The following is a 24,523-nucleotide window of genomic DNA, read 5'->3' as shown; positions in this document are numbered from 1 at the left end:
TATTGTCTTATTTATTAAAATTAAAGAAGTGGATACATTAAGTTACAAGACTGCATCTATCAATAAGGAAAACGCTGACAAAAAGTGGTTATTGGTTGACGCAGAAGGCGAAACGCTAGGTCGTATGGCAAGTAAAGTAGCGCAATTGATCCGAGGAAAACACAAACCAAACTTCACACCTCATGTAGACTGTGGCGATAACGTAATTGTTATCAATGCAGAGAAGGTATCAATGAGTGGTGACAAATGGGAGACGAAAACATATCTTCGTCACACAGGTTTTCCTGGAGGACAGCGTGCTTTAACAGCTGAACAATTAAGAGAAAAACGTCCAGAGCGTATAGTAGAAATGGCTGTTAAACGTATGTTACCAAAAAACAAACTTGGTAGCCAATTATACAAGAATCTTAAGGTTGTTGTAGGGTCAAAACATGATCATGAAGCACAAAAGCCAGAAAAGATTAATTTAGAATCAATCAAATAATGAGTATGGAAATTATAAACACATTAGGAAGAAGAAAAACTTCTGTAGCGCGCGTTTATATGAAGCCTGGTAAGGGTGAAATCATTGTAAACAAGCGAGATTACAAAACATTTTTTCCGGTTGCAACTTTACAAGCGAAAGTACAACAATCATTTGCAGTTACAGAAACTACTGGTCAATACGACGTGGTAATCAATGTAAATGGAGGTGGAATTAATGGTCAAGCAGAAGCTATCCGTTTAGGAATTGCTAGAGCTTTAGTAAAAGCTGATGCTGAATTAAAACCTTTATTAAAAGGAAAAGGGTTAATGACACGTGACCCAAGAATGGTAGAGCGTAAGAAGCCTGGACAACCAGGAGCTCGTAAGAAATTCCAATTCTCAAAACGTTAAGAATTACTTTATTTGGCGCTTGTTTAGTATCCAAGTATTGGAGCACTTTTCGAAAGAACCCTTCAATATTGATTACTAAAGGAACGTAAACTTGTAAAAAAAATTAAAATGTCAAAAAAAGCAGACTTTAAAGAACTTTTAGATGCAGGTGTTCATTTTGGACACTTAAAAAGAAAGTGGAACCCAGCAATGGCTCCTTATATATTTGATGAGCAAAAAGGAATCCACGTAATTGATTTAAATAAGACAATCGCTCATTTAGAGCAAGCGTGTGCAGCAATGAAACAAATTGCTAAATCAGGCAAGAAGATTTTATTTGTAGCTACTAAAAAGCAAGCAAAACAAATCGTTGCTGATCGTGTGAAAGCTGTCAATATGCCTTACGTTACAGAACGTTGGACAGGTGGTATGCTTACAAACTTTGCTACAACACGTAAATCGATAAGAAAAATGTCTTCTATTGATAAAATGGAAGATGATGGTACTTGGGCTACATTATCTAAGAGAGAGCGTTTATTCATAACAAGACAACGTGAAAAACTAGAAAAGAACTTTGGTTCGATTGCAGATATGACGCGTCAACCAGCAGCTATTTTCATTGTAGATGTTATGAAAGAAAACATTGCATTAAAAGAAGCAGCGCGTTTGGGAATTTCAACATTTGCAATGGTTGATACAAACTCAAACCCAAAATTAGTAGACTTCCCTATTCCAGCGAACGATGATGCTTCAAAATCTGTTGCAATTATTCTTGATCATGTAACCGAAGCAATAAAAGAAGGTTTAGAAGAAAGAAAATCAGCGAAAGCAAAACAGGAGGCTGATAAAAAAGCTGAACAGGCTAAAAAACAGGAAGCAAAAAAGAAAGCTGAAGAAGATAAAGCTGCAAAAAAAGCTGAAGAAGCAAAAGTAGCAAAAGCTTCTAAAGAAGTTAAAGAAGAAACAAAGGAAGAAGCTCCTAAGAAAGAAGAAAAAACTTCTGAAAAAACAAAATAAACATTTTTTCAAAAAAATAATATTATGGCAATTACAGCTAGTCAGGTTAATGACTTAAGAAAAAAGACAGGTGCAGGAATGATGGACTGCAAAAAAGCTTTAGTTGAAGCGGATGGAGATATGGATCAAGCAATTGATTTTCTTCGTAAAAAAGGTCAGAAAGTAGCAGCTAAACGTGGAGACAATGAAGCTAAAGAAGGTTTAATCTTTGCTGAATCAAAAGGAGACACAGGTTACATCATTCAATTTAATTGCGAAACGGACTTTGTTGCTAAAAACAGCGACTTCCAAGGTTTTGTAAAATCAATATTTGAAACAGGAATAAAAGCAGAGGTTGAATCTGTAGAAGAATTGAAAACTTTAAAGTTTAACGAAAAGTTATCAGTTGAAGAAAAGATCATTGAACAAGTTGGAGTAATTGGTGAAAAATTAGAGCTTTCTAACTTTGCAAAGGTTACGGCAACTTCAGTTATTGCTTATAACCACCCAGGTAACCAATTAGCTACACTTGTAGGTTTAAACAAGTCTGGAGAAGAAATCAATGACGCTGGGAAGCAAGTTGCTATGCAAGTAGCCGCAATGGCACCAGTTGCTTTAAATAAAGATGGAATTTCTCAAGAAGTTATCGATAGAGAACTACAAGTAGGAAAAGATCAAGCTATTGAAGAAGGAAAACCTGCTGATTTAGCTGATAAAATTGCGCAAGGAAGACTAAACAAATTTTTCAAAGAAAATACATTATTGTCTCAAGCATTCGTTCGTGACAATAAACTATCTGTTGAAAAGTTCCTTAATTCTGTTGAATCAGGTTTAACTGTTACAGAGTTTAAACGCTTTTCATTAAGCTAGAAATTATTTAAAAGTAAAAAAAGAGAGAACATTGTTTCTCTCTTTTTTTGTCTTATTTTGCGATGATTATTTAAACAACGACCTTTTAACATGAAATACAAACGGGTTCTTTTAAAATTAAGTGGAGAATCTCTAATGGGAGATAATCAATTTGGTATTGATAACACCAAATTGAAAGAATACGCTTTACAAATTAGATCGATTACAGAACTGGGCGTAGAACTAGGGATTGTAATAGGTGGTGGAAATATCTTTAGAGGCGTTCAAGCAGAAGAAGGAGGAATGGACAGAACCCATGGTGATTACATGGGAATGTTGGCTACCATGATCAATGCTATGGCTTTACAATCTGCATTGGAGTCAACAGGTATTGATTCTCGTCTCCTATCTGCAATAGAAATGAAAGAAATTGCTGAACCGTATGTTAGAAGAAGAGCTGTTCGACATTTAGAAAAAGGAAGAGTTGTAATATTTGGTGCAGGTACAGGTAATCCATACTTCACAACGGATTCTGCTGCATCATTACGTGCAATAGAGATCAATGCAGACGTGATTTTAAAAGGTACCCGAGTAGATGGTATTTACACACAAGATCCAGAAAAAGATCCAAAAGCAGAAAAGTATGACACCGTATCATTTGACGATGTATACTCGAATGGTTTGAATGTAATGGACATGACAGCTTTTACTTTATGTAAAGAAAACGATCTGCCAATTATTGTTTTTAACATCAACAATAAAGATGATTTAAAACGTATAATACTTGGTGAATCAATCGGAACACTTGTTGAATAAGAGCATTATCCACATATAAAATTTACATTATGAATGAAGAAATAAGAGAGACGGTAAAGGAATTTAAGGATTCTAATTCGAAGAGTATAAACTTTTTAGAATCTGAATTACGCAAAATTAGAACAGGAAAAGCATCGCCTGATATGTTAAATGGGGTTATGGTTGATTACTATGGATCAATGACGGATCTTAATCAAGTGGCCAATATTGGAACTTTAGATGGACGTACATTAACTGTTCAACCATGGGAAAAAAGTATACTTTCTGAATGTGCTAAAGCCATAATTAATGCCAATTTAGGTTTAGCACCTCAAGACAATGGGGAAATGCTAATTATCAATATTCCTATGCTAACTGAAGAACGCCGTAAGGAACTGGCTAAAATTGCTAAATCTGAAGGTGAACATGCCAAAGTTAGTATTCGTAACAACAGAAAAGACGCTATGGATTACATAAAGGAATTAAAAAATGACGGTCTTTCTGAAGATGAAGCAAAAGTTGCAGAATCAGAAATACAAGAAGTAACAGATAGCTATGTAAAACAAATTGATGAATTAATTGACTTGAAAGAGAAAGACATCATGACAATCTAAATTATATTCGAAGTGTTGTTTTATAACTTTAAGTCTTTTGTATACCCCCCGCTACCGCGAGATTTTATCTCGTGGTAGTCTGAATCCTAACTATTACTTTGTTTAACAGTACAAACTATTTTAGAATCCAACAACCGCAACACCATTTAAAACACCCTTCTCACCACTATAGTCGACCGCGCTGCTGTATGGATAATCTTCAGGTCTAAAAACAAGTCCTTGCTCTACAGGATTATTGTGGATATATCTTATTTTTTGAGCAATAACAAAATTACTCCATAATTGAATTAGTTTATTGCCTTGTCTTAAAAATTGATTATACTTCACATTGGAATTTTTGCTACCATTTCTCTGAATAGTTTTGAGTAAATTTTCTTTTCGACTTTCCTTGTCGTTTTCTTTGATTGTTTTTACAACTGTCATACTGGTTTGCCGTTTAAAACTTCCAAGTAATTGACCTGGTGGAATGTCTTCAATTCGTCTAAAAACTAAATGTACATGATTGGTCATAATGCACCAAGCATAAATTTCCAAACCCATTTCATTTTGACAAAAGCGTAAACTGTCAATTAAAATATCTTTATATTGATTTCTTGTAAATACGTCTAACCATTCTACTACTGAAAAACTTAAAAAAAATAGGGCGCTTGGATTGCGAAACCGATAATTTCTACTCATTTGATTTAGATGAATTAAGTTAATAATTAAAAGTTAGTGAAAATTATTCTTTTTCAAAGAAATTGGAGTGTATTATTATAGGATAGATTTTTTGGATTATGATTCTTGAAGGTAATTTATGTATGTATATCCAAGGCCACGATAAGCAACGCTAAATCTCGTGACAGCCCTGAGGTAACATTCTATTTTTTAACAAACTTCGTTACAATGAAGGGTTCTTTCCGCTTTTACTTCCTTTTGGTCAGTGAGCTTCGCTTCGGTTGTCTCGGGAGTAAGGAGGATGTATCGGATAGAGGTCTAAAATTTCACACATAAAAAAAGCCCAGAGATTACTCACTGGGCTTTTTGGTAAAATATTGTTGTAAAACTTACATTTTTACAAATTTCGTATTTTCAATCTGGTCACCACTTTGAACTCTTATTAAGTAAGTTCCTTGTGGAAGATCAGAAACACTAAATCCAATTTCATTTCTTCCTATGTGAGCATCAGTTTTGCGTATACGCTTAACTAATCTTCCTGAAATGTTATAGAATTGAATATCTAAAGCTTTGCTTTGTTTAACATCAACAATCAGTGTAGTGTTAAACTTGGAAGGATTCGGATAAATTTCTAAAGAGAAGTTATCGGTTTCCTTTTTATCCTCTAATGGTTCAGTTGTAGTTACATTTAAAACAGCATCTGTTGACCAAATACCTCTACCATGTGTTCCTACAAAAATTCTACCGGGTACATGATTACCCTCTTCCCATGTTCTCCAAGCTTGAAGCAATCTATAACTTGGTACACCATCAAAAGAAGGATCAGCAACGTTATTCCATGTAGCTCCACCATCTTCAGACATAGAAACACCGCTGTAAGTTGTTGCAAATAATATGTCGCTATCATCTCTATCAATTATAACGTCATAAAATGCAATTCCATTCTGAGAACCAACTGTTGTAAGGCTTGGTGAAGCAGAAGTAGCATTCGACGATCTACTAACACTACCTGAGAATTGCTGTACAACAACAACATCATCTGGATTATTTGGGTTTAAACCAACACCTGAGAATGTACCTGTTCCAACAGTAGTCATACTTGTTAATGTCGGTCCTCCAGCGTTATCTAAATCAACTTGTGCTTCAAAGTCATCATCAGTTGAATAGGCACTTCCAAGACTGTCAACTCGATAAAGAGAACCTCCAGCTGTTACAAACAAATGATTTAAATCTTTACTAAATGCAACATCTACTTGACCGGCATCATTACCAATTCCTTCAGCAATACGTACCCATTTTGGATTTGGATTAGATAATCTAAGTGCATCTCTTGTTCCCCACAACTCAGTTCCATTCTTTCTTGTACTGAATACGAACCATGATTGATATGGATCTTGAACTGTTAATGTATCCCAAGCTATAGCTAATCGAACAGTATCACGTCCAAAAGCGATAGTTTCACTTGGGTTTGTAGCATTTGAACCATAATGAAAGTCATAAGGAGTTACTTCATTAACTAACACAGTATCAATTCCACTTGGTAAATTAATCTCAATGGAGTCCCCAACTGATGGAGGCGTTGTACCAGAAGCACTTGGTAAAGGTGTATAAGTATTGAATCCTAAATCATAAACATTACCTGTTATCGAATCCAAAACAGTATACTCAGTGGTTGTTAAACTAGGATCGTAGTAAAGTGTATCATCAAATTGAATTGGTTGATAAGTTACATATTCAATAGTGTCGCCTGTCGCCATACTAGGAACTTTAACAGTTTCTCCAATTTCATAACTAGCACGCGGAATAAAAATTACCGAATCTTTTGAGTTTTCATCAAAGTACTCTGCTAAATGAAATTGTGTATGAAAAGGGTGAATGGTAGATCCCAATCCTACTGGTTCATAACCCGGAAGATTAGGAATAAAAGAATTAACTGATTCACCACCATCTCCACTTCTGTAGAAAGAGTTATGGTAAATACTAGTGATCATCACATCTGGATTATAAAAGGAAATAGCTGAAGTAAAGCCATCACCACCAGAAACTTCTTTAAATTCTTTATAAGTAGCATTGGTATGGTCATTATATAAGGTACCATTATCTTGAGTACCTCCAATTACTGCTCCATATCTATCAACGCCAATTGCATAGAATTGAGTTATGTTATAACCTCTATTGGCTGGATAATATGTAGCACCTTTGTCAAGCGAAACACTTACACCACCATCATTTCCAACATACAATCTGTTATCGCTAGCCCATTTTAAAACATGATTATCCGCATGATTATAAAGTGAATTAGTTGGATTAACAAACCATAAAGATAGTTTAGTCCAACCTCCTGAAGGTGGATTATTGATTTGTTTCTTCCATTCGTGCAGATCAATTCCTCCAACTATTACACGATCTGTATCGGTAGGGTCAAAAGATACTACGTTATTCCAAACCCCTTGATTACGATAATCAATAACACCATTATTGCTTTCTGCTGATGTAGCCGCAGTATGTTTATGCCAAGTAGTCCCATTATCTAGAGATATCCATTGACCTTGATTATTTGCCGAGGCTGTAGCAGCATAAATAGAATAAGTTCCGTCTGATTTCTTTTTAGAAATAGCGTATTCAATTCTAGCAAAACCTTTCTCTGTAATTTTATCTGGAGTAGTATTGAAAGAAGACACCTTATTAAACGTTTCTCCCCAATCTAATGAAACCCATGTTTCGGCATTTGCATCGTCTGAAGCAACAACTAACGCTTGTCCATCATCTGAATATGCAAGCGTTTTGGAACCACTTCCTCCATAAGAACTAGTATTCTCAACTGTTCCACCGAAAGTATACTTTTTCAATCCTGATGCATGCGTAAAATAAATAACCGAATTGTATTTACTAGAAGCAATCCTATTAATGTAATTGTAATTCTCTGTCCCTGGAACAACTTGCCACGTCTCACCTCCGTCTGGACTTACAAAAAGACCTTGACCTGACCAGGCATTATTGTTTATATTTTCATCGTAAGAACCTGTAGCCACATAAACATTACCTTCAGAATCTTGACCTATAGCAGAAATAAATTGTCCGCCAATAAAGCTTTCAACTCTCGACCAATTATTTGCTTTATTTTCTGACTTATACAAACCTCCGGCTACACCACCTGCCCAGATAATATTTTCATCTGTGTGGTCAACATGAATAGCACGTGTTCTACCACCTATATTATCAGGTCCGTGTTCTCTCCACTCAACATTTAAGGCTTTGGTTTGATTCTGATTTTGCTTTTCAAGAATAGAAACAAGCTTGTCATGTTTAATCATTTCACCTGTTTCTACATCAATCATGGTTGTTTTCAACCACTCCTGATAACCTACCGCACCAGCAGTAGCCGCTAAAGAACCTCTATCCTTAGAGTAGCGTGCGTTGTTGTTTTTATCAAAATTTTTCGACAAAAAGAATACAGAACTTGCTATTGCTATAGCTCCTATTCCTCCTAGAATTAAATTGTTTCGCTTCATATTATTGTTTAATACATTCGGTTTCACTTCTATTTCAATTCGCTAAAATACATAAAAATTATAATTTTATATCTTTTTAACGAGAATTATTCTCTTGTAAAGTTAAAACAAGAGATAACTAAAAAATGTTTATTTCTAGTGAAAAAACATCATAAATATACACATCTAACTACACCTCCATATCAAAAATATGACGTTCGGCATGGTAGGAAGATCTAACTAAAGGACCCGACTCAACGTATTTAAAGCCCATTTCAATTCCTTTATTTTTATATATTTCAAAACGTTCAGGTGTTACAAACTCCGCAACAGGCAGGTGCTTATTTGTAGGTTGTAAATACTGCCCCAATGTAATAATATCTGTACCAACGGAACGTAAATCCTCCATTGTCTCTAGAACTTCTTCATGAGATTCTCCTAAACCTAACATGATCCCAGATTTGGTTCGCATTCCAGCCTTTTTTATTCTAAACAAAGCCTCTAAACTTCGATCATATTTTGCCTGAATTCTAACTTCCTTTGTCAATCTCCTAACCGTTTCCAAGTTGTGTGATACAATTTCTGGAGCAACATCCGTTACAATCTTTAAATTCTCCCATTTACCAGCAAAATCAGGTATTAAAGTCTCTAAAGTTGTTCCTGGGGATTGCTTTCGAATAGCACGTACTGTTTGTGCCCAAATGTTGGCTCCGCCGTCTTTTAAATCATCCCTATCAACTGAGGTTATCACCGCATGCTTCACCCCCATTAATTTAACTGAGTTCGCTACACGGCCAGGTTCAAAAACATCTACCTCCTCCGGCCTTCCGGTTTGCACCGCACAAAAACCACAAGAACGGGTACAAATATTTCCCAAAATCATGAAAGTTGCTGTACCTTCTCCCCAACATTCCCCCATATTTGGGCAACTCCCACTTTCACATATTGTATGGAGCTCGTGTTCATCCACAAGTTTTCTTACATTTCTATACGACTCCCCTGTAGGTAATTTTACACGTAACCATTTCGGTTTTTTTATTTTATTAACTGGAGCCTCTTCTATTAATGACATGCTGCTTCTAGTTTTATTACCTTAATTAATAAGGTGTACATTTCTTTTGATTCAAAGGTAACATTAAAATACTATTTTTGTACTTTAAAAACCAAAACAAAATTAAGGAATTTTAAAGATTATGAATACAATTCACTCTTCTTATTTAAAAGACTTAAGGGTTTCATCCGTTCACGAAAAATCAGGAAGCACCCTAGAAACTGACGCTCCTGTAGATAATAACGGAAAAGGAACACGATTTTCGCCAACAGATTTAGTCGCGACAGCCTATTTGAATTGTTTAATTACAGTTATTGGTATTTATTGTGACAAAAACGGCATACGTTTTGAAGCTTGTGAAGGTCAAGTAGAAAAAATAATGCGCAACAATCCTAGAAGAATTGGAGCACTAAAAATCAACTTAGACTTTGGTAAAACAGAATGGACAGAGAAACAAAAGAAAGTTATTGAAAATGTGGCCAAGTCATGCCCTGTAGCTAAAAGTGTTGCTGCTGACATAGAAGTTACCATTCAATTTATATACGGTTAAAAATTTTACAGATTAAACAATGAAAAAATATAGCATTCTCATCCTTTTATACTTTTCACTGACTACAATAGTTAGTAACGCTCAAGATCAAAAATACATCCTTGCAGATTTTAACAGCTACAATCAATCATTGAATAACGCGGTTGAGCACCACTTCTCACAATTAAACGACGGAGAGAAAGTAGCCCAATTAATAATGCCTGCTATAGGAGCTTATGGACAAAAAGAAGTAACAATTGATCGTTTAGTTGAAGAGAAAAAAATTGGTGGCTTGTTATTACTAAACGGCACAAAAGAACAATTTAAAAACTGGGTAATAAAATACAATTCTACGAACAAAGAAAATGGAAATCTTCCATTCCTTTTCAGTGCAGACGCAGAAGCAAGCTTAGTTAATCGTAAAATTAGAAACTCAACACCTGTCAAAAAAGCAAACAAATTACAAACTAAAAAAGAGGTTGTAACTGTAGCCAGAACAATTTCCCAGGACTTAAAAGAAATTGGCATCAATTATAATTTTGCACCAGTAGTTGACATGTCCCCTAATAAAACGGTTGGATGGAGAAGTTTTGGACATGTACCAGACAGTGTTATCCCATGGTCTGACGCATTTATTCAGGAAACGCAGCGACACAACATCATTGCAACAGCCAAACATTTCCCTGGTCATGGGTTTGTAGAAGGCGATACACATAAAAAGTTGGTGTATATTAATGGCGAAATGAAAGAAATCAAAAATTACCCACCATTAATCAAGAACAATGTAACAAGTGTTATGATTGCTCATATTGCAGTAGCAAACAACTCTCCTTTCAACACCAAGGGTTTACCTTCGTCAATTTCTAAAGAAATCGTGACTGATTTATTAAGGGATAGTTTAAATTTCCAAGGTCTTATCGTAACTGATGCCATGAACATGTTAGGCGTTTCAACAATTAAAAATGCAAATGTACGCGCAATAGAAGCTGGTGTTGACATCTTATTAATGCCTTTAGACGCAGCCAAAGCACACCAAGAGATTTTATCCAAGTATAAAAGTGATGAAAATTTCAAACAAAAAGTTGATGAATCTTGTAAAAGAATTATTCGTGCAAAGTTGTGTACAGCAGGGAAATTATTCCCTAACACCCCATAACAACCCCAGTATTATGATTTTCATTCTTCAAAAAGCTTAAATCGCAATTACTGCTAAACCTACTCCTACAAGTAAGCTTACAAGCTTTATAAAATTGAATTTATGATTTTCAGTTGATTCAAAAATAATTGTTGTAGAAATATGCAAGAACATCCCCACAACAATTGCTAAAATAATCTCAAGATTGAGCATCGAATTCTGCGCTCCATAATGTCCAACTAACATTCCTAAAGGAGCCATTAAAGAAAAAATAAATAGTACAAGCCAAGCTTTTGATTTCTTAAAGCCAGAAGCCAACAAAAGTGTCATTAGCGCAATAGCAACAGGAATTTTATGCAAAACTATACCCAACAATAAACCCTTCACTCCCTCACCATGATCATGATGATGATGTCCAACATGAGCAACTGCCCCCTCTATAGTTTCTCCTAGAAACTGTGCTTCGAGTGGCATACCTTCAAAAAAAGAGTGAACACTCAAGGCTAAAAACAAAGACCATGGCACGGTACCTTTGTTATCTTTCGGGTGAATATGTCCATGCTCTATTCCTCCCGAAAAATATTCTAAGAATAATTGAACCAAAAAGCCAAGAAGAATATAATACCCCACCTTTGCCGTCCCATGTGCATAAATTTCAGGAATAAAATGTATAAATGCTATTGCTAACAGAAACCCACCACTTAATGAGAGCAATATCTTAATGACTTTCCCACGATTTATATTCTCTAAAAACACCACTATACCACCTCCAACTAGCACTGCACTCATTAAGAGAAATGTTCCAAAGGCTATAGTCATTTTTTTCTTGCGATTATGATTAGTCGATCAGATTTATGCTTATCAAAAGGTGATAGCGAAAAGTCTCCAAATGATTCCACAACGGTAAACCCTGCTTTATCTAAAAGCATTTCAAAATCTTCTTTTTTTAGTGCTTGAACACGTTCTTGAAAAGAAAAGTTTTCACCATCATCAGAGAAAGTAATATGCTTAAATATGTGAGAACCGTCATAATTTCGTGTAATATGAAACTGGATTCCGTCTAATGTCTTTGTTTCTTCCTTTACTAGGTTATCTAAGACAAATTCTGCATTCATAAAGTCGATAACTAGAACGCCGTCATCAACAAGCATTTCATTAATAGATTCTAAAACTTTTAAGTTATCCCCTTGGTTTTCAAAATAACCGAAACTTGTAAACAAGTTGAATACAGCATCATACGCATTAGTTTTAAACACCTCACGCATATCATGCACTTCAAATTTAAGGTCTTCTCTCTCAAAAGGTTTTGCTTCTTGGATACTATTTTCAGATAGATCTACCCCAGTAACCGAATATCCTTTTTTATTGATGAACACAGCATGTCGACCCTTACCACAAGCCAAATCCAAACAATTCGAATCTTTTGGCAATTTCAAATGGTTTAACAAATTAGTAATAAACCTTTCCGCTTCTTTAAAATCACGATTTTGATAAAGTATGTGATAATATTTAGTATCAAACCATGTTGCAAACCATTCGGTTTTATTTCTGCCCATTGTATTCATAAATTAATTGAATTGCAAAATTAATTAATCCTACTAACTATTGCAATAATGTTGCATTAATTGTATGGTTTAAAAAAATAAACATCTCATCTAATTGTGTTTATCGTTCAAAAGTATATATTTGTCATGTTAATTTAAGAATTAAGCAAATATTACATGCCATTGAGGAACATTTACAATCTTTATCAAACTATGGAGCGTGACAACACAATGCTTTCATTTAAGGGTATTGTAACCTCAGACTTGCTGTCCTCAGTTCTTCAAATTATGGAGTCTAAATTAGGGCATGTAGAAAAATCGACTAAGACTAGAAAAAAAGTCTACAATGTTCTAGTCGAATGTTTACAGAACCTATACCATCATAACGAGGAGGTAAAAGAAGAAAACTTAGATCCTTCGCAATCTCTTTTTTCAAAATCTGCACTTTTAATGATTTCTAAAAATGAAGATTTTTATGAAGTTAAAACGGGCAATTACATAGAAAAAGAAAAGGGGAAAATATTAGAACAGAAAATAAAAAGCATTAACAAACTTAATAAGCAAGAACTTCGTGAGATGTACAAAGATGTACTCAATCATGGCACATTATCGAACAAAGGTACAGCAGGCTTAGGCCTAATTGATATTGCTCGAAAATCAGGCAACAAACTTGAGTACAGTTTTCTGCCTGTAAATGACGAATATAGTTTCTTTTGTTTAAACGTTAAAATCAATTAAGAAATGGAAAATATTAATCTAGAGGGAACACCAAAAACACCGACTGTAAATTTTGACGCCACAAAAGGTGAATTAGAATTGAAAGGAAGATCTATTCCTGAGAATTCAGTTGAATTCTACAGCTCTTTAAACAAATGGATTGAAGACTATGGCAAGAATCCGAAAGCAGAAACACAATTCAATGTAAAATTAGAATACTTTAATACCTCTTCTTCTAAGTGTATTTTAGATCTTTTTAAATTATTAGAAGGTATTAATGGAAACGGTACCGATGTAAAAGTAAATTGGTATTTTGAAGAAGATGATGAAGACATGGAGGAAGCAGGAGAAGATTACCAAGCAATTATTCCGCTACCATTTAAAATGATTGAAGTTGAAGAAATTTAAGCAGTGTTAAAGATTGGATTAACAGGAGGAATTGGATCGGGAAAATCGATTATCGGTAAAGTTCTCACTATAATGGGATATCCTGTTTTTAATTCCGATGACAATGCTAAATTGTTAATGACTGAGTCTAATGACGTTAAAAACGAAATAAAAAACGTTTTTGGAGAGGAAGCTTATATTGACAATCAATTGAATCGATCCTTTTTGGCAAATAAAATTTTCAAAAACTCAGCATATAAAGAGCAATTGAATGCTATTGTGCATCCAGCCGTAAGAAAAGCATTCCATAAATGGTCAAAAGAACAAGACGCTTCCATTATTTTCAATGAAGCAGCAATATTATTTGAAACAGGACGATATACAGACTTTGATTATACAATTCTTGTAACGGCTCCAGAAGAAGTACGAATTAATCGCGTTATTATTCGAGATGGAAGCAATGTGCAAGCTGTAAAAGATAGAATTAACAATCAATGGCCTGATGAAAAAAAAGCTGATTTAGCCTCATATATCATTACAAACGATGACTCCTCATTAGTAACTCAACAGATTGAAGTTATTCTTGCTGAAGTAAAGAGAGCTGATAATCAAAGAAAACACAATTAGCATCCTATTTCAGTCAAAGCTTTTTTTAAAAACAAAGGCTTTGTTCTAATCTTTGTTTTCAATTCAAAACTTATAAGAGAAGAAAACAGACTCTTCTGATCTGCGACTTAAGGAGCTAACTCAATTCACTATTTGATCGCAGGACATTTTTGTAAAAAATTATCGGATAGGTAGTTTTTCAAAAACCTATTACTTCACTTCAGTGTAGTCGTCAAAATGATCGTCATCTCCATTATCATCATCGTCTTGGTCATCATACTGATTCCCCCTATTTCCACCAGACAATAACGTCATAATGCTACCAATAATTTTAAAAATCACCGACATCATAAAAAAGAATCCAATTACTTTAAATATAAAACCAAACACAGGTGTATCTTCAATATTTAAAATACTCTCAAGAAACCAATTAGAGATTGTATTAGATGCCAAATGTGGGGCAAAATAAAAGCCAAAGAGTACGGATACAGCTAAAACGACAACAGCAATTTCTAAACGAATATCAAATGCTGGTTTTATCCCATTCAAAAAACTCTGAACACCTGGAATATTTGCTTGTCCCCGTACTTGAAAAATAGATTGTCGTTGTTGTTTAGACTGAATTTTACCAATAAAATAAATTAATAAAATCATTCCTGCGAGTAAAATATCGTTTAAGATGAGCATACCACTTGCTTGTTTAATCGCAAATAAAAATATTACATCTACTAAGAAAAGATATCGAACAGACTTAATCAGATAAACTTCGAACAGCATTTTTGGCTTCCCTCCTCTTAAAACATTTAAAAACAACATTATAATCCACCAAAGGAAATTATAAACCGCAAGAATAACTCCAATTCTAAATATAAAATTTAATACTTCCACGATACAAAAATGTAAAAATAAAATCTTTATCCCTCAAGAATACCAAAATTTCTGTACACTTTGTATCTTTACCACTTAATAAAAATTTATTAAGATGAAAAAGATTAGTGCGTTAGTTTTGGTTTTGGTTTTTGGACTTGTTTCCCGAGCTGAAGAAGGTATGTTGATCCCCACCTTACTCGGTGCTTTCGAGTCAGACATGAAAGCAATGGGTATGAAGATCAGTGCTGAAGACATTTACAGTGTCAACAACGCCAGTATAAAAGATGCGATTATGCACTTTGGAGGTGGATGTACTTCAGAAGTTGTTTCAGATCAAGGACTGTTATTAACCAATCACCATTGTGGTTTTTCACAGATTTATGCGCATACATCGATAGATAATAATATTGCTAAACATGGATATTGGGCAAAAACACTTGAGGATGAATTAAAGAATCCTGGCCTTACAGCGGCTAGAATGGTAAGAATCGAGGATGTTACTCAAAAAGTATTGGCTGGCACAAGTGATTTATCAGGAGCGGAAGCCAACCAAAAGATAATGACAAATATCGCACTAATAAAATCAGAAGCTCTGAATGGAACGCATTACGAAGCTGAAATTAAACCTTTCGATTATGGGAATAGCTACTTTTTATTGGTTAAAGAAACTTTCTTAGATGTTCGTTTAGTAGGAACACCACCTAAAACTGTAGGTAAATTTGGTGGAGATACAGATAATTGGGTTTGGCCTAGGCACACAGGAGATTTTGCTGTATTTAGAATTTATGCGAATGCCGAGAATCAGCCAGCGGAGTATAATGAAAACAATAAACCTTATACACCAATTCATCACCTTCCTGTATCTATCAAACCACGTGAAAAAGATGAGTTCACCATGGTTTTTGGATTTCCTGGCAGAACATATCAACATACAATAAGCACGGAATTAGACTTCATCATAGATACGATGCGTCCTGCGCAAATAAAAATGCGCGAATTATCTTTATCAGTGATAAATAATGCAATGCGTAAATCAGAATCTACAGAGATTATGTACGCATCCAAACAGGCAAGAATTGCAAATGCATGGAAGAAATGGAAAGGACAAATTGATGGGCTAAAAAGAGGAAATGCCATTCAAAAAAAGGTTGAATATGAAAATGCATATACGCAAGCGGCCGCCAATAATGATAATTTCAATAGAGATTATGGAACAGTTGTAAAAGATTTACGTGAACTATCTAGCCGATATAATAATGCAGATTTTACCTATAATATGTTCATAGAGTACGCTTATGTTGGACCTGAAATTTTTAAACGTGCAAGAGCTATAGAAGAACTACTAACACTATGTAAAGAGGAAAAATCAGAAGAATTAGAACAGGAGATTCAATCTCAAATCGAGAGCGTTTCAAGCTTTTACAGTAAATATGATGTTGAAATCGATCGAGAAGTTTTCCTATTACAAAGTGAGTTTTACAAAAAGACAATTGAGAACAACTATCTTCCAGAATCATTAAGCAACAATAATGTTAGTGATTTAAGAGATAAAATATACAAAAAGTCATTTTTAATCGATTCTACCGCTTACTTAAAAGTATTAAATAATTTTGAAAAATATGCTAAAAAGAAAATTCATAAAGATCCAGGATACCAACTTTATGAAGAATTAAATACCGTTTTTGAGGAAAAAGTACTAAACGACCTGCGCACGTATTATGGTTTAAAGAATCAATTAATGAAAACATACGTCAAAGGTAAATACGAAATGTACCCAGAAGATAAACATTGGGCGAATGCAAATAGTACTTTACGTATTACATACGGGAAGTTAGAAGGATCAACACCACGTGATGGAATGAGATACACTCCTTACACTACTCTTGACGGAGTAATTGAGAAATACAATACTGGGGATGAAGACTTTGATCTTCTACCTAGAATGCTAAAACTCTATGCAGAAAAAAATTACGGTGAATACGCACAAGACGATGAGTTGTGGGTTTGTTTTACAGGTTCTAATCATACCACAGGAGGAAATTCTGGATCCCCTGTGATCAATGGAGATGGACACTTAATTGGCATTAACTTCGACCGAAGCTGGGAAAGCACAATGAGTGACTATATGTTTGATGCTTCACGATGCAGGAATATATCCGTTGATATCCGTTTCGTTTTATGGATGATTGATGTTTATGGTGAAGCACCACATATTGTTGAGGAAATGACATTGGTGAGATAAACACATACTATATTTCAAAAAAAGGAGTTATTTTAAAAAACATAATAATAGATGGACAAAAATAAATCAGAGCAACATACTAATGAATTGCTCATTTTCACCTACAAGCATAGAAAACCCTTACTCATTACTGGAGTTTTGGCTGGAGTTATTTCAATTGTAGTTTCATTAATGCTGCCGGTTTTGTATGAATCGAATGCAATCGTTTTCCCTACCGCTACTAGTACTGTTTCCTTTAACCCTTTGAGTAACGCCAAAGCTAGCTCAATGGACTTTGGAGAAGAAGAGAATGCAGAACAGCTTATCCAAATTTTACAATCATCACCCTTGAGAAATAAAATTATTTCTCAATTTAATTTGGCTGAGGTTTACGGTCTTGAAGAGGGAGAAAAAAGTTATTATTATAAACTAGGGAAAGAGTATAATGACCACATTCACTTTGAGCGAACAAGATACGGATCAATTAATATTTCGGTTTTAGATGAAGAACCTCAGCGAGCAGCGGATATTGCTAACAAGATTGTACAATTAATTGATACAGTAAAAAATGATTTAATAAAAGAGCGTACCGTTCCAGCATTTGAAATAAATAAAAGAAAGTTGGAACAACTGAAAACTGCTCAAGAAAAGTTAAATCAAGAGATGGACAGCCTTTCACAGCTTGGCGTAGTCAATGCGAAATCAAGAGCCAGTTTATTTGCTGCTTTTAACGAATCTAAAACTCAAGAAGATAAAGCTTTTTTTAAAAATCAAATTGAGGTTAACCTGAAGTACGGTGCACGGTACGATGCTTTATCCGATTTACGTGAATTTAGGATAGAGAAGATGACAGATCATGAGGTTTCATTTGAGCAATCAGAATCTGATGCACTTGAAAATTTCAATCACAAATTCGTCGTTGAATCAGCTGTTGCTTCGGATAAAAAAGCAAAACCAAAACGCATGATTATTGTTTTGATCGCGACAATTTCAGCTGTTATTTTTATGTTCATCATTCTGCTCATCAGGGAACGTTTTCAAAGTATCCAGCAAAGCAAATAATTTGAATCTCTTAAAAAATAAAGGGCTTATTTATGCGCTGATTGTCTTATTTATAGGACTCAATGCCTATTTTATATATAATGATAACTATTTTTTCAATTTGCTTCCCATTATATTAGTGATTGCCTATCTTGGGATTTATCATACAAAAACAGCCTTTTTAATCATTGCTTTTTTGGCGCCTTTATCCATAAACCTTGAAGAATTTACTGATGGAAAAATAGGTTTATTCCTTCCTACGGAACCCATTTTATTCGGTTTAATGGTGTGGATTATATTTAGGGAACTCAAACATTCAATTGTCAATAATAGTTTTTGGAAACACCCAATTATATATACACTTGCTTTTTATTTGTTTTGGATATTTATGTCCTCAATAACCAGTTCACATCCTATTGTTTCTTTTAAGTTTCTACTTATGAAGTTGTGGTACATCATCCCGCTAATCATGATTGGTTTTACAACATTAAACAAAAAAGAAAATGTAGCTAAATTTTTGTGGTGTTACGCAATCGGAATGACCATTGTAATCATTTACACACTCATTCATCATGCTGGATACAATTTCAGAGAGAAAGAAGGGCATTGGGTAATGTCGCCATTCTTTAAAGATCACACCAGCTATGGTATGAGTGTAGCTATTAGTCTTTTATTTATAATTGGTTTAATTACCTATAAAAAACACAATATTCAAGCACAAGTAATTCTGTGGACAATTTTAGTCATAACATTAATTGGTTTGTATTTTAGTTACACTCGAGGAGCATGGTTGAGTGTAGTTTTTGCGTTTGTTGTATGGCTACTCATTAAATACCGTATAAAGTTCAAGTACCTGTTAACATTAGGACTCTCAGTTTTAGCAGTGATTTTTATTTTTTGGAGTAAAATTGAAATGGAGTTAGAACGTAACAAGCATGAACATACCACAACAAACTTTAATGAAAGAATCAGGTCTGTTGCTAATATTTCTTCAGATGCGTCTAATTTAGAACGTTTAAACCGATGGGAAGCCGCATGGAATATGTTTTTAACGCGACCTGTTTTTGGGTATGGACCTGGAACTTATGCTTTTGAATATGCACCACACCAGAATCCAGAAAAGCTTACTGTTATCTCTACCAACTTTGGAGATCAAGGAAATGCACATTCTGAATACTTAGGACCTCTTTCCGAAACAGGATTAATTGGGATGCTCTCGGTTATTGCTTTTGTATCTGCCCTATTTTATTCTGGAATAATGTTGCTTATTCGATTAAAAAGATATTTCCCTGCTGAACGTGGTATGTATTTATTGATATTATCAATTGTTTTGGCCTTATCAACTTATTTTTTCCATGGTCTGCTCAATAATTATCTAGATACCGATAAAGCAGCAGTTCCAATTTATGGAGCAGCAGCATTTTTTATTGCACAAGAATTAAAATTACGCAAGAGAATAAACGCACTAAAATTGAAAGAACAAACAAAATAGTTCCTTTTTAAAAAATCAATTTTAAATTCATTAATAATTATAAAGATTAAGATTATTGATAATGATAAAGGCAATTAATTATAAACTTGAGTAAGCTCTGTCTATCCTATTCATTTTTACAAAATCTTATTCAAAAAAAGGGTAAAAAATAATGGCATGATGCAACATCACTTTTTACCCCTCATTTTCATCTGGTCGGTTTTATTAGAGATACTTCCCTTCAAACAAATAATTCTCAACGTAATCGGTTATTCCCTGCTCCAGCGTATGAAAACCTTTTGAATAGCCTGCAGAAATTAATTTATTCATCTTCGCTTCGGTAAAATATTGATATTTATCACGAATATCAGCAGGTGTATCAATGTAACTAATATTTACTTCTCGATTCATAGCATGAAATGTATCAACTGCCAAGTTTTTAAAAGTTCTCGCTTTTCCACACCCAACATTATACAATCCACTCTCCGGTTTTTTCTCCATTAAGAAGGTGCAAATATTGTGTACATCTTTTACGTAAATAAAATCTCTTTTTTGTTCTCCATCATCATACTTTTCGTTGTGAGATCGAAAAAGTTTTAATTTTCCAGTTCTTGAAATCTGACGATAAGCATGCAATACAACTGAAGCCATTCTACCTTTATGATATTCATTTGGTCCATAAACATTAAAGAATTTTAACCCAGCCCAAAACGGTGGTTTTATCGCCTGCTCAAGCACCCATTTATCAAAATCATTTTTAGATTCTCCATAAGGATTTAATGGCTTTAATTGCTCAACCACCCTGTGATTATCATCATAACCATGCTCTCCTAGTCCGTATGTTGCTGCTGAACTAGCATAAACCAATGGTATACTGTGCTGCGTTGCATAGCGCCATATATCTTTTGAATAATTTAGATTTAATCGATCAAATATTTCTGTATCAAATTCAGAGGTATCTGTTCTAGCGCCGATATGAAAAATGAAATTAACATCCTCACCGTTGTCTTTTAACCAATCAATAAATACATTTCGCTCAACGCGTTCGATATAGTTTTTACCGACAAGATTATGTTCTTTCTCAACTTCAGAGAAATCATCAACGATAATAATTCGCTTAATTCCCATATCATTGAGTTTACTAACTAAACCACTTCCGATAAATCCTGCTGCACCTGTTACAACTATCATTTTATTTAATTTTAAATTTAATTCTGTTTACCCTTATCGTTACAAAAATACGCATAAAAAAACCTCATGCAATCTCATGAGGTTTTAAAAGTTATATTTTTTGACAAATAGTCAGATTCAAATCTGAATACCTGTTATAAATACGTTATTTATAAGGAGTTAATTGAGAGGCTCTCCAACTTTAACTGCACAATCATGACCTGGTTGACCATGAGGAGGGTTTAGTTTTACACTCCCATCCATACTAGGCTGATTCAGCTCTGTAGAAATAGTAGTATTGGCTGAAGGTAATGGATCACCTACCTTTACCGCACAATCATGTCCCGGCTCTCCATGCGGTGGATTAATCTTCACATCGGCAGAACTAGGGTTGTTCATTTGAACGGGTGTATTGAGTGAAGGTTTCTCTTCTGGAGTTTCTGTTGCGATTTCAGTTGAAGCGTCATCTGATTCAACGTTTATTTTTTCGGTTGATGTCTCTTCCGTATTAGCTTCTTCACTTTCTTGAACTGGCTCTTCACCTCCACAAGAAGTAAAAACGAACAGCGCTCCTGCACATACGAGCAAAGGAGACTTTCTAAACAATTGTTTAAACATATTGATTTATTATTTTTTAGTTATCAAGCGAAATTAAAAGAAACTTAGGAGATAGTTAAAGAAAACATGTTAAAATATACATTTTATGCTCTTTAAGTGGAAAGGTGGACATGACTTAAACTCACGATATAACCAAAAATAAAAGTAGGTATAAAATTAAAAAGGGTTGACGAATATACGCCAACCCTTTCTCTATCAAAAAACTACATATTATGCATTGCTATCTTGCGCAATCTTAACATACTCATCATAATCTACTTCTTTTTCATTCAACTTTACAGTTTCTTTGAAATACTTTGTTAGTTTTTCTTCTGCTAACATATCATAGATTTGTTGCGCTTCTTTTTGGTTTCCTAAAACTTGCTGAGCTGATTGCGTTAATTCTGCATCATCTGGAGCTGGCATTCCGTATTGTGCATACTGATTCACCAACAATCCTTTCGTGTAATTAAGTGCCTCTTCTTGCTCAACTTTCATTTCTGCATCTTTGAAGATTTTATTTTGAATCAATTGCCACCTTAGGCTACGGGCATAATTTTCATAATCTTTTTCAACCTCTTCTTTGGTGATAGGTTCTTTTTGTGATGCTAAAATCCATTTTTTCAAAAACTCATCAGGTAAACTTAAATCTGTTTTTTTGATTAAGTCATTTGAAATTCTTCGTGTTAAAATTTTATCGCTGTCCTTTTCAAACATTTCAGCTAAATCTTTTTCGATTTTAGCTCTCATTTCTTTTTCTGACTTCACCTCTCCTTCACCAAAAAGTTTATCAAATAATTCTTGATTCAACTCTGCTGGTTCCATTACCTTCACTTCATTGATGGTTAATTGGAATTTATTGGAAACATTTTCAAGTTCACTTTCTTCAATACCTAACATTGAAGCAGTGTCACTTTCACCACGAGACACGCTTCTTGGATCTAGCGTAATTTTATCTCCTGGTTTCTTCCCAATCATTTCTTTTTTGAGTTTTTCATCTTCGACAAACTCCATAGAAATGGTAGAATCATTCATTACTCCACCTTCTAAGATCTCGCCTTTATCGTTTAGTTCAACAAACTTACCCATGACCATATCACGTTCGCCAACTTTTTCTCCAGAAGAAAGTTTTCCGTAACGACGTGTTAAATCTTCAAGTTGTTTATCAACTAATTTTTTATCGATTTTAACTTTCGTATATTCATATTTATTTCTTCCTGAGAGTTTAACATCAACCTTGGGTGCAATACCAATTTCGTATGTAAACTCAAAAGTATCTGGATTGTTAAAGTCTCCTTTTACCTCAACATCATTTTTTGGGAGTGGATTTCCAAGTACTTCAAAGTCTTGTTCATCAACATATTTGAATAAGCCTTCACTGACGATTCTATTTAATTCTTCGCCCAATATATTTTGACCGTATTGCTTTTTCACAATTCCCATAGGTACTTTTCCTTTTCGGAATCCAGGAATATTGGCTTTTTTACGATAATCCTTTAAAGTCGAATCAACTTTCTCTTGATAATCTTCTTTCTCAACGGTAACCTTTAAAATTGCGTTGAGCTCGTCAACATTTTCTTTTGTAATATTCATATTGATTGAAATAAACTTTTACTTTTTCTTAATTGGAGTAAAACAAAAAATGGTATAAGCTAAACACTCATACCACTTTTAATTTGGTGCGGATGGAGGGGGTCGAACCCACACGCCTCGCGGCACTAGATCCTAAGTCTAGCATGTCTACCAATTCCACCACATCCGCATTTTTTAAAACAATACCGAAACGTTTTTCGATATCTTGACTACTTTTACAATTAAAAGCGAGTGCAAATTTAATTAAATTTTCTTTAAGCGAAATACTTTTTCAGTTTTTATTTAAAAAGTTTTTTTGATTCGGTGATTACTCTTCTCGATTTAAAAGTAATTATTCATTAAATTCTAAAATATCTTTAGAATTGAATCCAATATTAATGGTATCAGCAATATTTTTATCTCGAGTTGTGACAGTTAGTTTCTCACCTGTCTCTAGTTTTAAAACCAATTGAACTGCATCTCCTAAAGCAATCTTTTTAATAACTTCAGCCGTTGTGATATAATCGCAATCGGTTGTGAGTTCATCAGGGTTTACTTTAATTTTCTCATTCCTTATGGCATGACAGCATTCTTCGTTGAGCGGACAATGAAAAGCATTTTGTAAATCTTTATTAATGCGAACGGTATTTCCAAAAAGTGAAGCTACATAGAGATTATTTGGTTTAACATATAAATTAGAAGCTGCATCTTTTTGTACCACTTTCCCGTTTTGAAGAATAAGAATTTCATCGGCTACTGATAGCGCATCTTGGGTGTCGTGAGTAACAAAAAGCACGGTTACTCCCGTTTTCTCAATAATTTCAAACACTTGACTTCTCAGCTGAGTACGCAACATGGTATCCAAATTACTGAAAGGCTCGTCCAAGATTAATAAAGAAGGATTGGGCGCCAAAGCTCTCGCTAAAGCAACTCTTTGTTGTTGACCACCCGATAATTGATGTGGATATCTTCCTCCCATTTCAGAAAGTCCAACTAAGTCCAACATTTCTTGCGCTCTTTCCTTCTTGTCTTTTTGTTTAGCTATGCCGTAAAGGATATTTTCCAAAACTGTAAGATGTGGAAACAAGGCATACTCCTGAAAAACCAATCCAATTTTTCGTTTTTCGGGTTGTGTAAACTGATCAACTGATGACAATACTTTGCCCGATAAAGAAATACTGCCTTCATCTGGTCTTTCCAGTCCAGCAATCAAGCGTACTAAAGTTGTTTTTCCTGATCCACTTTCTCCAACGATGGCACATACATCACCTGACTTAAGCTCAAAACTCACATCTTGTAATGCGTAGTTCTTACCTTTATCGTAACTTTTTGAAAGTGAATCTATTTTTAACATT

24 protein-coding genes and 1 tRNA gene are annotated in these 24,523 nt (G+C 34.3%); 14 read left to right on the top strand and 11 right to left on the bottom strand.

Annotated features, from left to right (window positions below; all coding sequences use genetic code 11):
• Positions 1-28 precede the first annotated feature (28 nt).
• From rplM to frr, 6 genes are all read left to right on the top strand, one after another.
• Positions 29-484 carry a 50S ribosomal protein L13 gene (gene rplM / locus CW751_RS06815; protein ID WP_101334430.1) on the top strand — a complete coding sequence of 152 codons (456 nt, stop codon included), beginning with the start codon at positions 29-31 and terminating at the stop codon, positions 482-484.
• 5 nt (positions 485-489) lie between these two features.
• Entirely contained in the window at positions 490-876 is a 387-nt protein-coding gene (gene rpsI, locus CW751_RS06810) for a 30S ribosomal protein S9 (RefSeq protein ID WP_101334429.1), read from the top strand.
• Positions 877-984: 108 nt separating this feature from the next.
• Positions 985-1,872: a 30S ribosomal protein S2 gene (gene rpsB / locus CW751_RS06805; RefSeq protein ID WP_101334259.1), complete on the top strand. Its 888-nt coding sequence runs from the start codon at positions 985-987 to the stop codon at positions 1,870-1,872.
• Between the two features lie 21 nt (positions 1,873-1,893).
• On the top strand, positions 1,894-2,721 hold the full coding sequence (gene tsf, locus CW751_RS06800; protein WP_205677801.1) for a translation elongation factor Ts: 828 nt from the start codon (positions 1,894-1,896) through the stop codon (positions 2,719-2,721).
• A gap of 90 nt (positions 2,722-2,811) precedes the next feature.
• Positions 2,812-3,516 carry a UMP kinase gene (gene pyrH / locus CW751_RS06795; RefSeq protein WP_101334257.1) on the top strand — a complete coding sequence of 235 codons (705 nt, stop codon included), beginning with the start codon at positions 2,812-2,814 and terminating at the stop codon, positions 3,514-3,516.
• A gap of 29 nt (positions 3,517-3,545) precedes the next feature.
• The gene (gene frr, locus CW751_RS06790; RefSeq protein WP_101334256.1) at positions 3,546-4,109 is read left to right on the top strand and encodes a ribosome recycling factor; all 564 of its coding nucleotides are present in this window, start codon (positions 3,546-3,548) and stop codon (positions 4,107-4,109) included.
• Positions 4,110-4,229: 120 nt separating this feature from the next.
• On the opposite strand, the gene CW751_RS06785 is transcribed toward frr, so the two are convergent.
• The 3 genes from CW751_RS06785 to lipA all read right to left on the bottom strand — a co-directional run bounded on the left by CW751_RS06785 (position 4,230) and on the right by lipA (position 9,329).
• Entirely contained in the window at positions 4,230-4,787 is a 558-nt protein-coding gene (locus tag CW751_RS06785; protein ID WP_101334255.1) for a transposase, read from the bottom strand.
• Positions 4,788-5,155: 368 nt separating this feature from the next.
• Entirely contained in the window at positions 5,156-8,278 is a 3,123-nt protein-coding gene (locus CW751_RS06780; RefSeq protein ID WP_133122148.1) for a T9SS type A sorting domain-containing protein, read from the bottom strand.
• Positions 8,279-8,447: 169 nt separating this feature from the next.
• Complete coding sequence (gene lipA, locus CW751_RS06775) at positions 8,448-9,329, bottom strand: lipoyl synthase (RefSeq protein WP_101334253.1); 882 nt, start codon at positions 9,327-9,329, stop codon at positions 8,448-8,450.
• A 121-nt stretch (positions 9,330-9,450) separates the two neighbouring features.
• Between lipA and CW751_RS06770 the strand changes: the two genes are divergently transcribed.
• A complete protein-coding gene (locus tag CW751_RS06770) occupies positions 9,451-9,858 on the top strand; it encodes an OsmC family protein (RefSeq protein WP_101334252.1) in 408 nt (135 codons plus the stop codon).
• A gap of 19 nt (positions 9,859-9,877) precedes the next feature.
• Entirely contained in the window at positions 9,878-10,993 is a 1,116-nt protein-coding gene (locus CW751_RS06765; RefSeq protein ID WP_101334251.1) for a glycoside hydrolase family 3 N-terminal domain-containing protein, read from the top strand.
• A 36-nt stretch (positions 10,994-11,029) separates the two neighbouring features.
• Here CW751_RS06765 and CW751_RS06760 read toward each other — a convergent pair whose 3' ends face one another.
• Positions 11,030-11,791 (bottom strand): ZIP family metal transporter, encoded by a 762-nt coding sequence (locus CW751_RS06760; protein ID WP_101334250.1) that lies wholly within the window; start codon positions 11,789-11,791, stop codon positions 11,030-11,032.
• Positions 11,788-12,528, bottom strand: a complete 741-nt coding sequence (locus CW751_RS06755; protein ID WP_101334249.1) for a class I SAM-dependent methyltransferase — start codon at positions 12,526-12,528, stop codon at positions 11,788-11,790. The genes CW751_RS06760 and CW751_RS06755 overlap by 4 nt, the downstream gene beginning before the upstream one ends.
• Positions 12,529-12,693: 165 nt before the next feature.
• Between CW751_RS06755 and CW751_RS06750 the strand changes: the two genes are divergently transcribed.
• The 3 genes from CW751_RS06750 to coaE are packed head-to-tail and all read left to right on the top strand — an operon-like array spanning position 12,694 to position 14,247.
• A complete protein-coding gene (locus CW751_RS06750) occupies positions 12,694-13,254 on the top strand; it encodes a SiaB family protein kinase (protein WP_101334248.1) in 561 nt (186 codons plus the stop codon).
• Between the two features lie 3 nt (positions 13,255-13,257).
• Complete coding sequence (locus CW751_RS06745) at positions 13,258-13,641, top strand: DUF1987 domain-containing protein (protein WP_101334247.1); 384 nt, start codon at positions 13,258-13,260, stop codon at positions 13,639-13,641.
• A 3-nt stretch (positions 13,642-13,644) separates the two neighbouring features.
• Entirely contained in the window at positions 13,645-14,247 is a 603-nt protein-coding gene (gene coaE, locus CW751_RS06740) for a dephospho-CoA kinase (RefSeq protein ID WP_101334246.1), read from the top strand.
• Between the two features lie 189 nt (positions 14,248-14,436).
• On the opposite strand, the gene CW751_RS06735 is transcribed toward coaE, so the two are convergent.
• Entirely contained in the window at positions 14,437-15,114 is a 678-nt protein-coding gene (locus tag CW751_RS06735) for a hypothetical protein (protein ID WP_101334245.1), read from the bottom strand.
• 94 nt (positions 15,115-15,208) lie between these two features.
• Here CW751_RS06735 and CW751_RS06730 point away from each other — a divergent pair, with 94 nt between their 5' ends.
• The 3 genes from CW751_RS06730 to CW751_RS06720 are packed head-to-tail and all read left to right on the top strand — an operon-like array spanning position 15,209 to position 19,850.
• Positions 15,209-17,338, top strand: coding sequence for a S46 family peptidase (locus CW751_RS06730; protein ID WP_101334244.1), 2,130 nt, complete (start codon positions 15,209-15,211; stop codon positions 17,336-17,338).
• Positions 17,339-17,389: 51 nt separating this feature from the next.
• Positions 17,390-18,379 (top strand): hypothetical protein, encoded by a 990-nt coding sequence (locus CW751_RS06725; protein ID WP_101334243.1) that lies wholly within the window; start codon positions 17,390-17,392, stop codon positions 18,377-18,379.
• A 1-nt stretch (position 18,380) separates the two neighbouring features.
• Positions 18,381-19,850 (top strand): O-antigen ligase family protein, encoded by a 1,470-nt coding sequence (locus CW751_RS06720; protein WP_101334242.1) that lies wholly within the window; start codon positions 18,381-18,383, stop codon positions 19,848-19,850.
• Between the two features lie 204 nt (positions 19,851-20,054).
• Here the strand turns inward: CW751_RS06720 and rfaD are convergent, their stop codons facing one another.
• The 5 genes from rfaD to CW751_RS06695 form a co-directional block, all read right to left on the bottom strand.
• Complete coding sequence (rfaD, locus tag CW751_RS06715; RefSeq protein ID WP_101334241.1) at positions 20,055-21,020, bottom strand: ADP-glyceromanno-heptose 6-epimerase; 966 nt, start codon at positions 21,018-21,020, stop codon at positions 20,055-20,057.
• Positions 21,021-21,179: 159 nt separating this feature from the next.
• Positions 21,180-21,617, bottom strand: a complete 438-nt coding sequence (locus CW751_RS06710) for a hypothetical protein (protein ID WP_101334240.1) — start codon at positions 21,615-21,617, stop codon at positions 21,180-21,182.
• Positions 21,618-21,827: 210 nt separating this feature from the next.
• Positions 21,828-23,189 carry a trigger factor gene (gene tig / locus CW751_RS06705; protein ID WP_101334239.1) on the bottom strand — a complete coding sequence of 454 codons (1,362 nt, stop codon included), beginning with the start codon at positions 23,187-23,189 and terminating at the stop codon, positions 21,828-21,830.
• 84 nt (positions 23,190-23,273) lie between these two features.
• Positions 23,274-23,358 (bottom strand) — tRNA-Leu (locus CW751_RS06700).
• A gap of 162 nt (positions 23,359-23,520) precedes the next feature.
• Positions 23,521-24,522: an ABC transporter ATP-binding protein gene (locus CW751_RS06695; RefSeq protein WP_101334238.1), complete on the bottom strand. Its 1,002-nt coding sequence runs from the start codon at positions 24,520-24,522 to the stop codon at positions 23,521-23,523.
• Position 24,523 lies beyond the last annotated feature (1 nt).

Source organism: Brumimicrobium salinarum (assembly GCF_002844555.1).
GTDB lineage: Bacteria > Bacteroidota > Bacteroidia > Flavobacteriales_D > Crocinitomicaceae > Brumimicrobium > Brumimicrobium salinarum.
Note: the sequence above shows the minus strand (reverse complement) of the source record. Positions and strands in the feature narration are given on the sequence as shown.